The following is a 13,282-nucleotide window of genomic DNA, read 5'->3' on the forward strand; positions in this document are numbered from 1 at the left end:
AATTCATCAAGAACCGAATACAGGAACATAACGTGATAGGTCGCTTAAGAGGTATCGTCATTGAGAAACAGCCCCCTCTGGTATTGCTGGAAGCGGGTGGCGTAGGCTATGAAATTCATATGCCGATGACTTGTTTCTATGAGCTACCGGCGCTGGGCAAAGAGGCCACGGTGTTCACTCACTTTGTGGTGCGTGAAGATGCGCAGCTGCTGTTCGGTTTTAGCAGCAAGCAGGAACGCACACTGTTCCGCGAGCTTATCAAAGTTAACGGTGTCGGGCCAAAACTGGCGCTGGCTATCCTGTCCGGTATGTCGGCTCAGCAATTTGTTAATGCGGTGGAACGCGAAGAGCCGGCCTCACTGGTGAAATTACCGGGGATCGGTAAAAAAACCGCGGAACGGCTGGTGGTTGAGATGAAAGACCGCTTTAAAGGGATGCATGGCGATCTGTTTACGCCGGCGGCCGATCTGGTGCTGACATCCCCCGCCAGCGGCGTGGCGGACGATGCCGAAGCCGAGGCAGTTGCTGCGCTGGTGTCGCTGGGGTATAAACCTCAGGAAGCCAGCCGGATGGTCAGCAAAATTGCCCGGCCGGATGCAGACAGTGAAACCCTAATCCGCGACGCATTGCGCGCGGCGTTGTGAGGTAAAGGATGATAGAAACAGACCGTCTGGTCTCCGCGGATACCTTAACGGTAGAGGATGTTGCGGACCGGGCTATTCGCCCGAAACTGCTCAGTGAATACGTTGGGCAGCCCCATGTCCGCTCCCAGATGGAAATATTTATCCAGGCGGCGAAGCTGCGTGGTGATGCGCTGGACCATTTACTGATCTTTGGCCCCCCGGGGCTGGGGAAGACTACCCTTGCCAATATTGTTGCCAATGAAATGGGGGTCAACCTGCGCACCACGTCTGGCCCGGTACTGGAAAAGGCCGGCGATCTGGCGGCAATGCTTACCAATCTTGAACCTCACGATGTGTTGTTTATTGATGAGATCCACCGGTTATCGCCGGTGGTGGAAGAGGTGCTGTATCCGGCAATGGAAGATTACCAGCTGGATATTATGATTGGGGAAGGGCCCGCGGCCCGCTCAATTAAAATCGATCTGCCGCCGTTTACCCTGATTGGCGCCACCACCCGGGCCGGCTCGTTAACGTCGCCGCTGCGGGACCGCTTCGGCATTGTGCAGCGGCTCGAGTTTTACCAGGTGGCGGATTTACAGCATATCGTCGGGCGTAGCGCCAGTTGCCTGGGGCTGACCATGGACGAGGCCGGCGCGCTGGAAGTGGCTAAGCGCGCCCGGGGAACGCCGCGTATTGCCAACCGTCTGTTGCGCCGGGTGCGGGATTTTGCCGAAGTACGCTACAACGGCGAGATTTCTGCCGATGTCGCCGCCCAGGCGCTGGATATGCTGAATGTGGATGTCGAGGGCTTCGACTATATGGACCGTAAACTGCTTCTGGCGGTGCTGGATAAGTTTATGGGGGGCCCGGTCGGGCTGGATAACCTGGCCGCCGCCATTGGCGAAGAGCGGGAGACCATCGAAGATGTGCTGGAGCCGTTCCTGATCCAGCAGGGTTTTTTGCAGCGCACGCCGCGCGGGCGTATGGCCACCCCGAGGGCCTGGCAGCACTTTGGTATTATCCCCCCGGGTAGCGGGGAGTAACCCCGCGTGGATGCACCATAAAAAAAACCGCCATCTGGCGGTTTTTTGGCCTTCAGCGCTGGCATTACACCGGCTGTTTGCGGGCCATACTGATAATAAACAGTACCGCTGCCGCCAGCACCACGGACGGGCCTGCCGGGGTGTCGTAGAAGGCGGAGAACGTCATCCCGCCGCTGACGGCAATCATACCGATAATCACGGCGATACCGGCCATTTGCTCCGGGGTGCGGGCAAAACGGCGGGCGGTGGCGGCCGGGATAATCAACAATGAGGTAATAATCAGCGCGCCGACAAACTTCATTGCCACCCCGATAGTCAGCGCGGTCACCAGCATCAGTAGCAGTTTAACGCGCTGCAATTTCACGCCGTCCACAAAGGCCAGGTCGGCACTGATGGTCATGGCCAGCAAGTTGCGCCACTGCCAGCCCAGCACCGCCAGGACGATAACCACACCAACACCAATCCCCCACAGATCCTGCGGAGTAACGGACAGCAAATCCCCGAACAGATACGCCATCAGATCTACCCGGATACCCGACATCAGGCTCACCACGACCAGGCCAAGGGACAAGGCGCTGTGGGCGAAAATCCCCAGCAGGGTATCAATGGCTAAATGGGGGCGTTTTTCCAGCCAGACCAGCCCGGTAGCCAGCAACAGGGTGACGGCAATCACCGTCCAGAACGGGTTAACATTCAGCAGTAACCCGAAGGCCACCCCCAGTAATGAGGCGTGGGACAGGGTATCACCGAAATAAGACATCCGCCGCCAGACCACAAACGAGCCCAGCGGCCCGGCGGCACAGGCCAGTAACATCCCGGCCAGCCAGCCGGGTAACAGTAATTCAATCATGGGTCCCGGTACCTCTGCGCAGCACGATACGGCCACGTAAATCGTGACGATGGTTGTGGTTATGCCGGTAAATACCGAGCTGTTCCGCACCGCGCAGGCCGAACATGGCCTGGAACTCGGGATGGGTGGAGACCACCTCAGGGGTACCGGAACAGCAAATATGGTGGTTAAGGCACAGCACATCGTCTGTCTTGGCCATGACCAGATGCAGATCGTGGGACACCATCAGCACGCCGCAATTAAGCTCGTTACGTAATTGGTTAATCAGATCGTAGAGCGCCAGTTGGCCGTTAACATCGACCCCCTGGGTGGGTTCATCCAGCACCAGTAACTGCGGCTGGTTCAGTAACGCCCGGGCCAGCAATACCCGCTGGTTTTCCCCGCCGGACAGTTTTTGCATGGGGGCATCCATCAGGTGTGCTGCCTGTACTCGCTTCAGGGCCGGCAGAATATCGGCCTTTTTCACCCCGGGGCGCAGGCGCAGAAAACGTGACACAGTCAGGGGGAGGGTGACATCAAGATGCAGCTTTTGCGGCACATAGCCGATACGCAGTTTCGGATCGCGGGTGATTACCCCGGCATCCGGCTTAATCAGCCCAAGCACAATCCGTACCAGGGTGGATTTCCCGGCCCCGTTTGGCCCCAGCAGGGTCAGAATACGGCCCGGTTGCAGGGTAAGTGAGATATCAGCAAGGACGCGTCGCTGCCCGAAGGAGACCGACACTTTTTCCAGGGTAACCAGATTAGTCATTTACATTTATAGGCTTGAAAGAGTAGGCGAATGTTATAATATCACAGCGCCTACATATTACCGGGGATTATTTCGCATTATGACACAGAAAAATACGTTTCTTTACGCTACGGCCAGCGCAGTCTTGCTGATGAGCGCTTCCTTCGCTGCACAGGCCGCCGTATTAACCTCAATTAAGCCATTGGGGTTCATTGCATCGGCGATTACCGATGGGGTAACGGACACCCAAATACTGCTGCCGGACGGCGCCTCTGAGCATGATTATGCATTGCGGCCGTCTGATGTAAAACGCTTACAGGACGCTACTTTAGTGGTATGGGTCGGCCCGGAAATGGAAAGCTTTATGACCAAATCCGTCGGCCAGATGCCGGCGAGTAAACAGCTTTCACTGGCCGCACTTCCGGCGATTAAACCACTATTAAGAAAAGGCAGTGATGATGACGACCATGATCATCACGACCATGACCATGGTACAGAAAATCGTGACGAAGATCACCATCATGGTGAATACAATATGCACATCTGGATGTCACCCCCTATGGCCCGCCTGTCGGCGGTTGCAATCCACGATAAATTAGTGGAACTTATGCCGCAAAATAAGGCCAAACTTGACGCGAATCTGCATGCTTTTGAGGCAGAATTAGCAACCACTGATCAGCAGATCAAAACAGCGCTGGCACCGTTGAAAGGAAAGGGGTATTTCGTTTTTCATGACGCCTACGGCTATTATGAAGAACACTACGGATTGACGTCTCTTGGACACTTTACCGTGAACCCGGTTATTCAGCCCGGTGCTCAGCGTTTACATGAAATCAGGACACAGTTGGTTGAGCAAAAAGCAGTCTGTGTTTTTGCTGAACCGCAGTTCAGGCCAGCGGTTATTGATGCTGTCGCCAGGGGGACCAATGTGCGCATGGGAACCCTTGATCCGTTAGGGACTGCAATTAAACCCGGTAAAGAGAGTTATATGCAGTTCCTGACCCAATTGGCGGACCAGTATCAACGTTGCCTGAAAGGAGAATAACGAGGAAGTGAATACGTGCAACAGATAGCCCGCGCTGTCGCCCTGGCGTTTAATAATTTGCCAAGACCCCACCGTGTGATGCTGGGGTCCCTTTCAGTTCTTACGTTGGCCGTCGCAGTATGGCGGCCTTATGTTTACCATCCGGACAGCACCCCGCTGGTCCGCGCTATTGAGCGCGACGTCCACGAAACGCGGACCCTGCTGCCCGATGCCAGTGAACCCATCGATCAGACCGCCGACACCGATGACGGCGACGACACCCTGCCGCAGGATGGGCTGGATGATAAGTCCACCGGGGCCGACACCGGCCATGACTATGTGGTCTCCAGCGGCGATACGCTCAGCAGTATTCTTAACCAGTACGGTATCGATATCGGCGATATCAGCCAGCTGGCTAATGCCGACAAAGATCTGCGGAACCTTAAAATCGGCCAGCAGCTGACCTGGACCCTGAACAACGACGGGGATTTACAGCAACTGACCTGGGAGATGTCCCGCCGCGAAACCCGTACCTACCAGCGCACGACCAGCGGTTTTAAAGTGGACCGTGAAACCCAGCAGGGCGATTGGGTAAACCATGTGCTCAATGGCCGGGTGGGCAGTAACTTTGTGGCCAGCGCCCGTAGCGTCGGCCTCACCAGCAATGAGGTGAGTGCGGTGATAAAGGCGATGCAGTGGCAGATGGATTTCCGCAAACTGCGCAAAGATGACCAGTTCGCGGTGTTGATGTCCCGGGAAATCCTCGACGGCAAACGCGAACAGAGCCAGCTGCTGGGGGTGCGGTTACGCGCCGCAGGTAAAGATTATTATGCGATCCGCGCCGAAGACGGCAAATTCTACGATCGCAACGGGTCCGGGCTGGCAAAAGGCTTTATGCGCTTCCCGACGGTAAAACAGTTTCGGGTATCGTCCAGTTTTAACCCGCGCCGTCTGAACCCGGTTACCGGCCGCGTGGCGCCCCATCGCGGGGTGGATTTTGCCATGCCGCAGGGCACGCCGGTGCTGGCGGTTGGTGACGGTGAGGTGGTGATGGCGAAGCGCAGCGGTGCGGCCGGGAACTATGTGGCTATTCGCCACGGCCGCAGTTATACCACGCGCTATATGCATCTGAAAAAGCTGCTGGTGAAACCGGGGCAGAAGGTGAAGCGCGGCGAGCGTATTGCGCTGTCGGGCAACACCGGGCGTTCTACGGGCCCCCACCTGCACTATGAAGTGTGGATCAACCAGCAGGCGGTTAACCCGCTGACGGCGAAATTGCCGCGCAGCGAAGGGCTGGCCGGGAGCGATCGTCGCGATTATCTGGCGCAGGTTTCCCAGGTGGTGCCGCAGTTGACCCTTAACTGACAGGCAGGAATCGTCTGACTCTGTAAAAGCCGGTGCCCTTGCACCGGCTTTTATTTTTGTCTGCCGGCCCGCCTGCCGCTAAAATAGCCCTCAGGTGGTCGCAAAAAATCAGCTGAACCTAGATGCTGAAATAAATAAAGGATTGATCGGCGCAAGCCGGGAATAAGCATGGCACAAGAAAAAAAATCCAACATCGAATTTATCCCGCAGTTTGAGCGTGCGTTTTTCCACCCCAAATATTGGGGCTCCTGGCTGGGGATCGCGGCATTTGCCGGTCTGGCATTGACGCCCGCCGCTTTCAGGGACCCGATTCTGGGCAAGATTGGCCGTATTGCCGGGCGGCTGGCAAAAAATGCCCGCCGCCGGGCGCAAATTAATCTGCTGTATTGCTTTCCTGAACTGACCGAGGCGTATCGGGAAGAGATTATTGATGAGATGTTTGCTACTGCGCCCCAGGCCATGAGCCTGATGGCGGAGCTGGCGATGCGCGGCCCGGCCACGGTACTGGCGAAAGTTGACTGGCACGGCAAAGAGATTATTGATGCCATGCAGCGTAACGGTGAGAACGTTATCTTTCTGGTGCCCCACGGCTGGGGGGTGGATATCCCGGCGATGCTGATGGCGGCCAGTGGTCAAAAGATGTCCGCCATGTTTCACAACCAGAGCAATCAGTTGCTGGACTATGTGTGGAATACGGTGCGTCGCCGGTTTGGCGGCCAGCTACATGCCCGCAATGACGGTATTAAACCGTTTATTAGTTCGGTGCGTAAAGGCTACTGGGGCTACTATCTGCCCGATCAGGATCACGGGGCAGAACACAGCGAGTTCGTGGACTTTTTTGCCACTTATAAAGCCACGTTACCGGCCATTGGCCGGCTGATGAAAGTGTGTCGCGCCCGGGTGGTTCCGCTGTTTCCGGTCTATGACGCCCGCACCCACCGGCTGGCAATTTATGTCCGCCCGCCAATGGATGATTTGCTGGACGCGGACGACAACACCATTGCCCGGCGAATGAACGAAGAGGTGGAGGTTTTTGTCCGGCCCCACCCGGAACAATACACCTGGATCCTGAAATTGCTGAAAACCCGTAAGCCTGGGGAGATCCAGCCTTATAAACGCAAGGATCTCTACCGCTAACCGGCGGATGCGGCAGTATAAAAAAGGGCGCATGTTCAACATGCGCCCTTTTTGCTGTGCCGGTAACAGACCGCGGTATTATTCCACCGTCATGATACGGGTCGTATTGGTGGTACCAATGGTACCCATGACATCACCCTGGGTAACGATAACCAGATCGCCGGTCATCAGATAGCCTTTATCGCGCAGCAGATTAACCGCGTTATGGGCTGCGGCCAGGCCGTCATCATCACCGTCAAAATAGACCGGCGTTACCCCACGGTACAGCGCCGTCAGGTTCAGGGTGCGTTCGTGGCGGGACATGGCGAAGATTGGCAGCCCGGGGCTGATACGGGAAGTCATCAGCGCGGTACGGCCAGACTCGGTCATGGTAATGATGGCGGTCACCCCTTTGAGGTGGTTGGCGGCATACATCGCCGACATGGCAACCGCCTCTTCTACGTTATCGAACTGCACATCAAGGCGGTGTTTCGATACGTTGATGCTGGGGATTTTTTCGGCACCCAGACAGACACGGGCCATGGCGGCCACTGTTTCTGACGGGTACTGACCGGCCGCCGTTTCAGCAGACAGCATCACCGCGTCGGTACCATCCAGCACGGCGTTAGCCACGTCCATGACTTCTGCGCGGGTCGGCATCGGGTTGGTTATCATCGACTCCATCATCTGGGTCGCGGTGATCACCGCACGGTTCAGGCGACGGGCGCGACGGATCAGGGTTTTCTGAATACCCACCAGTTCCGGATCGCCAATTTCAACCCCGAGGTCACCACGGGCAACCATCACCACGTCAGAGGCGAGGATAATATCGTCCATCGCTTCATCGCAGCTGACCGCTTCTGCACGCTCTACTTTGGCAACGATTTTGGCGTCACAGCCTGCATCCCGGGCCAGGCGACGGGCATAGTGCAGATCTTCGCCGCAGCGCGGGAAAGAGACCGCCAGGTAATCAACGCCAATTTTCGCCGCGGTCAGAATGTCCGCTTTGTCTTTCTCGGTCAGGGCTTCGGCTGATAACCCACCGCCCAGTTTGTTGATGCCTTTATTGTTGGACAGCGGGCCACCGACGGTGACCTCGGTGAAGACTTTCATGCCCTGAACTTCCAGGACTTTTAACTGCACGCGGCCGTCGTCCAGCAGCAGAATGTCCCCTGGTACGACGTCGGCAGGCAGGCCTTTATAGTCGATACCGACTTTTTCTTTATCGCCTTCGCCTTTGCCGAGGTTGGCATCCAGCAGGAATTTATCACCAATGCTGAGGAATACTTTGCCTTCTTTAAAGGTGGACACCCGGATTTTTGGGCCCTGTAAGTCGCCGAGAATTGCCACATGGCGACCCAGTTTGGCGGCGATCTCGCGGACTTTATTGGCGCGGATTTGGTGATCTTCCGGTGAGCCGTGAGAGAAATTCATCCGCACAACGTTAGCCCCGGCGGCGATAACTTTCTCCAGATTATTATCGCGATCGGTAGCCGGGCCTAAAGTGGTAACGATTTTGGTTCTACGTAGCCGTCTGGACATGTGTTACTCCATTGTCTGACAAGTTTTGGTGTTGCATGAACAAAACCGGTTAAGGGCAACATGCGGGATGTCGAACCCATCACTAACCGAATGAAAAATCATTTCTTGTATCATGCCCTGCGGCTTTCAGGTGGCAACCGGTAAAGTTACTACCTGAAAGCCCGTAGAGCGTTTAGCTATCTTTTCCTGAAACAGGTTTCTCTGTAACGGACAGCGCTTTATCAAAACGCGATTCTTTGAGTGCTTCCTTGACCCGCTTCAAGTTATCCCTGAATTTTGCGCCGCGGCGCAAGGTGAACCCGGTGGCGAGGACATCAATAACCGTCAACTGCGCAAGCCGGGAGTTCATCGGCATATAAATATCGGTATCTTCCGGCACATTAATGAAAATCGGCAGCGTCACTTCCCGGGCGAGGGGGGTATCCTCCCCGGTAAGCGCAATCACCATCGCGTCATTTTCCCGGGCCAGCTTCGCCAGTTCAACCATATGTTTTGTCCGGCCGGAGTGGGAGATAAGCACCACCACATCGCCGTCGCTGCTGTTCATACAGCTCATTCGCTGGAGTACTGAGTCATCGGAGTAGATAACCGGCACATTGAAGCGGAAAAATTTATTCATGGCGTCGTGGGCCACGGCGGCAGAAGAGCCCAGCCCAAAAAAGGCAATTTTCTTGGCCTGGGTTAATAAATCCACCGCCCGGTTAATGGCCAGCAGATCCAGCGATTGATGCACCAGATCAAGACATGCCATCGCCGATTCAAAGATTTTACCCGTGTAAGCATCAACGCTATCATCTTCATTAACATTGCGGCTGACATATGGCGTACCATTAGCCAGGCTTTGGGCAAGTTGCAGTTTGAAGTCCGGGAAGCCTTTGGTTTCCATGCGGCGACAGAAGCGGTTGACGGTCGGTTCGCTGACGCCTGCCTCGCCGGCCAGGGCGGCAATGCTGAGATGGATGGCCGTTTGCGGTGCGGAAAGAATGGCTTCAGCCACTTTGCGTTCTGACTTGCTCAGGTGTTCCAGCTGCGACTGGATTTGTTCCAGCATATTCATAAGGCAGGATACTCACTCATAGTCATGATTCACTGCTCATCAGCGAATCATCTGACAGACAAGCAAGAATATACTTCTGCCCCCTGGAAAGGGAGGTAAAAACAGCCAAAATATGTTGTTTTTTTTCATAACATGATCGACGTCGGATTTTAGCAACGGAATAACGTTGCACGTGAAAGCCACTATTTGTCATGTATGGTGATTTACATCACGTAAAATGACCGAAAACTCGCTTGTCGCGCGCTGGTAATGCGGTGTCACGGAATTAGGGTTTCATGGCCACCGCAAACCAGATACATTGAGCCGTAATAAAATTACAAGCAGGGCCTGGCAGACAACTGCCGGGATATCCGAAACGAGGAGAGTAACATGGCGGTAATGCAAACAGCCCAGGCATGTGATCTGGTTATCTTCGGGGCGAAAGGCGACTTAGCGCGCCGGAAGTTATTGCCTTCGCTGTATCAACTGGAAAAAGCGGGCCAGATCAACAAAGATACCCGGATCATCGGTGTTGGCCGTGCTGACTGGGATAAGGACGCCTATACCAAAGTGGTGCGTGAGGCGCTGGATACCTTTCTCAAAGAGAAAATTGACGAGTCACTCTGGGAAACCCTCAGTGGCCGGCTGGATTTCTGTAACCTCGATGTCAATGACGTTAAGGGCTTCTCCCGTCTGGCAAAAATGCTGGATCAGAAGAACCGCGTCACCATTAACTACTTTGCCATGCCGCCATCAACGTTCGGTGCCATCTGTAAAGGTCTGGGGGCGGCCAAACTGAACGCCAGCCCGGCCCGGGTGGTGATGGAGAAGCCACTGGGACGATCTCTGGTGACCTCCCAGGAAATCAACGACCAGGTGGGGGAATACTTCGACGAATCCCAGGTTTACCGTATAGACCACTATCTGGGAAAAGAGACGGTACTCAACCTGCTGGCGCTGCGCTTTGCCAATGCGCTGTTCTCCAATAACTGGGACAACAGCACCATTGATCATGTGGAAATCACCGTCGCGGAAGAAGTGGGCATTGAAGGGCGCTGGGGGTATTTCGATACCGCCGGTCAAATGCGCGATATGATCCAGAACCACCTGTTACAGATCCTGTGCATGATTGCCATGGCGCCACCATCTGATCTGACGGCGGACCATATTCGTGACGAAAAAGTCAAAGTGCTGCAATCCCTGCGCCGTATCGATCGCAGCAATGTCCGGGAGAAAACCGTACGCGGGCAGTACACCGCCGGGTTTGTCCAGGGTGAAAAGGTGCCGGGCTATCTGGAAGAAGAGGGTGCTAACAAAACCAACTGCACCGAAACCTTTGTTGCCATCCGGGTGGATATTGATAACTGGCGCTGGGCGGGGGTTCCGTTCTACCTGCGTACCGGTAAACGCCTGCCAACCAAATGCTCCGAAGTGGTGGTGTACTTCAAGAGCCCGGCAATGAATCTTTTTAAAGATTCCTGGGCGGAGCTGCCGAACAACAAACTGACGATTCGCCTGCAGCCGGATGAAGGGGTGGATATCCAAATCCTGAATAAAGTCCCGGGTCTGGACCACAAACATAACCTGCAAACGACTAAACTGGATCTGAGCTATTCGGAAACCTTTAATCAGACCCATCTGGCGGATGCCTATGAACGTCTGTTACTGGAAACCATGCGCGGCATTCAGGCGCTGTTTGTGCGCCGTGACGAAGTCGAAGAAGCCTGGAAATGGGTGGATTCCATCACCGAAGCCTGGACTTTGGATAACGAAGCACCAAAACCGTATCAGGCGGGTACCTGGGGCCCGTTAGCCTCGGTGGCGATGATCACCCGTGATGGCCGCTCCTGGAATGAGTTTGAGTGATCTGTATCAGATAAATGCGGGTAATTATTTTACCGGTAACATGATCTAACACAGCCTCAGCAAAAATATTTTTAACTTAAAGCCCCGTTCTGGATTAACCAGCGGGGCTTTTTTAGTTACACTAGCTGAAGCGATTTTGCCCCTATGGCCCGGTAAACATAGCGCCAAAGGTGTTTTATACTTACTGCTTGTGAGACTGTGCCGTCTGCTTCGGCAGGAATTTTATGAGGATCTATTATGAACCCGAGTTTGTTACGCGTAACAGAACGCATCATTGAACGCTCTCGTCCGACTCGTGAAGCCTACCTGGCGCGCATAGAGAAAGCGAAGACCAACACTGTCCACCGTTCTGAACTGGCTTGTGGCAACCTGGCCCACGGTTTTGCCGCCTGCCAGCCGGAGGATAAAGCCTCTCTGAAAAGCATGTTGCGCAACAACATCGGGATCATTACCGCCTACAACGATATGCTCTCTGCGCACCAGCCCTACGAGCACTACCCGGAGCAAATCCGCAAAGCTCTGCACGATGTCGGGGCAGTAGCCCAGGTTGCGGGCGGCGTACCGGCAATGTGTGACGGTGTTACCCAGGGCCAGGACGGGATGGAGTTATCCCTGCTGAGCCGTGAAGTGATAGCCATGTCTGCGGCGGTTGGCCTGGCCCATAACATGTTTGATGGCGCGCTGTTCCTTGGGATTTGCGATAAAATCGTCCCCGGGATGGCCATGGCGGCGTTCTCTTTTGGTCATCTGCCTGCGGTGTTCATTCCTGCCGGTCCGATGTCCAGCGGCCTGCCGAACAAAGAAAAAGTCCGTATCCGCCAGCTGTATGCGGAAGGTAAAGTGGATCGCGCGGCGTTACTGGATGCCGAAGCGGCGTCTTATCATGCGCCGGGCACTTGTACTTTCTACGGCACTGCCAACACTAACCAGATGGTGATTGAATTTATGGGGATGCAGCTGCCAGGCTCGTCCTTTATTCACCCTGATGCCCAGTTGCGTGCTGAACTGACCGCCGCCGCGGCCCGTCAGGTAACCCGCTTCACCGGTAACGGTAACGAGTGGATGCCAATCGGTAAAATGGTGGATGAAAAAGTCTTCGTCAACGGTATCGTCGCGCTGCTGGCGACCGGTGGCTCTACCAACCACACCATGCATATGGTGGCCATGGCGCGCTCAGCCGGCATTATCATCAACTGGGATGATATCTCTGAAATTTCCGATGTGGTTCCGCTGCTGGCGCGGATCTACCCGAACGGCCCGGCAGACATTAACCACTTCCAGGCAGCCGGTGGTATTCCGGTACTGGTCCGTGAGCTGCTGAAAGGCGGCCTGCTGTTTGAAGACGTTAACACCGTGGCCGGGTTCGGCCTGCAACACTACATGATGGAACCGTGGCTGGATAACGGCAAACTGGCATGGCGTGACGGCCCGCAGGCGTCTCTGGATAAAGACGTTATCGCGTCAATCGAGCAGCCGTTCTCCCATCACGGCGGCACCAAAGTAATGAGCGGCAACCTTGGCCGTGCGGTCATGAAAACCTCTGCGGTACCGGCTGAAAACCAGATTATCGAGGCTCCGGCCGTGGTATTTGAAAGCCAGCACGATGTGGTTCCGGCCTTCGAAGCGGGCGAACTGGACCGCGATTGCGTGGTTGTCGTGCGCCACCAGGGGCCAAAAGCCAACGGTATGCCAGAATTACATAAACTGATGCCGCCACTTGGTGTATTATTGGACCGCCGTTTCAAAGTTGCGCTGGTCACCGATGGCCGTTTATCCGGCGCGTCCGGTAAAGTGCCTTCTGTTATCCACGTAACACCAGAAGCTTACGATGGCGGCCCGCTGGCAAAAGTACAAAATGGCGACATGATCCGTGTTAACGGGCAAACCGGTGAATTGACCTTACTGGTTGATGACGCCGAGCTGGCGAAACGCACAGCGTTCCACCCTGATTTCAGCGCTGAACGCGTGGGGATGGGCCGTGAATTGTTCGGCGCGCTGCGTGAAAACATGTCTGGCGCAGAACAGGGTGCAACCTGTATTAAATTTTGAGTTAACAGCGCCCCGGAGCGGGCGCAATAACCGATTAA

At 55.2% G+C, this 13,282-nt stretch carries 11 protein-coding genes; 7 read left to right on the top strand and 4 right to left on the bottom strand.

Translation table 11 applies throughout. The features are described 5' to 3' along the window. Nucleotides 1-32 precede the first annotated feature (32 nt). Both ruvA and ruvB read left to right on the top strand, forming a co-directional pair. A complete protein-coding gene (ruvA, locus tag F9C28_RS03275) occupies nt 33-644 on the top strand; it encodes a Holliday junction branch migration protein RuvA (RefSeq protein WP_199013807.1) in 612 nt (203 codons plus the stop codon). 8 nt (nt 645-652) lie between these two features. Further along, entirely contained in the window at nt 653-1,666 is a 1,014-nt protein-coding gene (gene ruvB, locus F9C28_RS03280; protein ID WP_199013808.1) for a Holliday junction branch migration DNA helicase RuvB, read from the top strand. 64 nt (nt 1,667-1,730) lie between these two features. Here ruvB and znuB read toward each other — a convergent pair whose 3' ends face one another. Next, a complete protein-coding gene (gene znuB, locus F9C28_RS03285; RefSeq protein WP_199013809.1) occupies nt 1,731-2,516 on the bottom strand; it encodes a zinc ABC transporter permease subunit ZnuB in 786 nt (261 codons plus the stop codon). Further along, nucleotides 2,509-3,267: a zinc ABC transporter ATP-binding protein ZnuC gene (znuC, locus tag F9C28_RS03290; RefSeq protein WP_199013810.1), complete on the bottom strand. Its 759-nt coding sequence runs from the start codon at nt 3,265-3,267 to the stop codon at nt 2,509-2,511. Before znuC ends, znuB begins: the two co-directional genes overlap by 8 nt. Before the next feature lie 79 nt (nt 3,268-3,346). On the opposite strand from znuC, the gene znuA reads away from it, so the two are divergent. The 3 genes from znuA to lpxM all read left to right on the top strand — a co-directional run bounded on the left by znuA (nt 3,347) and on the right by lpxM (nt 6,772). Further along, complete coding sequence (znuA, locus tag F9C28_RS03295) at nt 3,347-4,291, top strand: zinc ABC transporter substrate-binding protein ZnuA (RefSeq protein WP_199013811.1); 945 nt, start codon at nt 3,347-3,349, stop codon at nt 4,289-4,291. A 15-nt stretch (nt 4,292-4,306) separates the two neighbouring features. Next, on the top strand, nt 4,307-5,635 hold the full coding sequence (gene mepM / locus F9C28_RS03300; protein WP_199013812.1) for a murein DD-endopeptidase MepM: 1,329 nt from the start codon (nt 4,307-4,309) through the stop codon (nt 5,633-5,635). A gap of 168 nt (nt 5,636-5,803) precedes the next feature. Further along, nucleotides 5,804-6,772 carry a lauroyl-Kdo(2)-lipid IV(A) myristoyltransferase gene (lpxM, locus tag F9C28_RS03305; protein ID WP_199013813.1) on the top strand — a complete coding sequence of 323 codons (969 nt, stop codon included), beginning with the start codon at nt 5,804-5,806 and terminating at the stop codon, nt 6,770-6,772. Nucleotides 6,773-6,850: 78 nt separating this feature from the next. On the opposite strand, the gene pyk is transcribed toward lpxM, so the two are convergent. Together pyk and F9C28_RS03315 are read right to left on the bottom strand one after the other, a co-directional pair. Then, nucleotides 6,851-8,293 (bottom strand): pyruvate kinase, encoded by a 1,443-nt coding sequence (gene pyk, locus F9C28_RS03310; protein WP_199013814.1) that lies wholly within the window; start codon nt 8,291-8,293, stop codon nt 6,851-6,853. A 172-nt stretch (nt 8,294-8,465) separates the two neighbouring features. After that, entirely contained in the window at nt 8,466-9,350 is an 885-nt protein-coding gene (locus tag F9C28_RS03315) for a MurR/RpiR family transcriptional regulator (protein WP_199013815.1), read from the bottom strand. A 369-nt stretch (nt 9,351-9,719) separates the two neighbouring features. Here F9C28_RS03315 and zwf point away from each other — a divergent pair, with 369 nt between their 5' ends. Together zwf and edd are read left to right on the top strand one after the other, a co-directional pair. After that, nucleotides 9,720-11,195 carry a glucose-6-phosphate dehydrogenase gene (zwf, locus tag F9C28_RS03320; RefSeq protein ID WP_199013816.1) on the top strand — a complete coding sequence of 492 codons (1,476 nt, stop codon included), beginning with the start codon at nt 9,720-9,722 and terminating at the stop codon, nt 11,193-11,195. Nucleotides 11,196-11,432: 237 nt separating this feature from the next. After that, entirely contained in the window at nt 11,433-13,244 is a 1,812-nt protein-coding gene (gene edd, locus F9C28_RS03325) for a phosphogluconate dehydratase (RefSeq protein ID WP_199013817.1), read from the top strand. The last annotated feature ends 38 nt before the right edge of the window (nt 13,245-13,282 follow it).

This window comes from Shimwellia pseudoproteus, assembly GCF_016415625.1.
GTDB classification, from domain to species: domain Bacteria; phylum Pseudomonadota; class Gammaproteobacteria; order Enterobacterales; family Enterobacteriaceae; genus Shimwellia; species Shimwellia pseudoproteus.

Excerpts from the sequence above, each read along its gene's own strand:
- lpxM (WP_199013813.1), top strand. The coding sequence starts at position 5,804 with ATGGCACAAGAAAAAAAATCCAACATCGAATTTATCCCGCAGTTTGAG.
- znuC (WP_199013810.1), bottom strand. The coding sequence starts at position 3,267 with ATGACTAATCTGGTTACCCTGGAAAAAGTGTCGGTCTCCTTCGGGCAG.
- ruvB (WP_199013808.1), top strand. The coding sequence starts at position 653 with ATGATAGAAACAGACCGTCTGGTCTCCGCGGATACCTTAACGGTAGAG.
- F9C28_RS03315 (WP_199013815.1), bottom strand. The coding sequence starts at position 9,350 with ATGAATATGCTGGAACAAATCCAGTCGCAGCTGGAACACCTGAGCAAG.
- edd (WP_199013817.1), top strand. The coding sequence starts at position 11,433 with ATGAACCCGAGTTTGTTACGCGTAACAGAACGCATCATTGAACGCTCT.
- znuA (WP_199013811.1), top strand. The coding sequence starts at position 3,347 with ATGACACAGAAAAATACGTTTCTTTACGCTACGGCCAGCGCAGTCTTG.
- znuB (WP_199013809.1), bottom strand. The coding sequence starts at position 2,516 with ATGATTGAATTACTGTTACCCGGCTGGCTGGCCGGGATGTTACTGGCC.
- zwf (WP_199013816.1), top strand. The coding sequence starts at position 9,720 with ATGGCGGTAATGCAAACAGCCCAGGCATGTGATCTGGTTATCTTCGGG.
- pyk (WP_199013814.1), bottom strand. The coding sequence starts at position 8,293 with ATGTCCAGACGGCTACGTAGAACCAAAATCGTTACCACTTTAGGCCCG.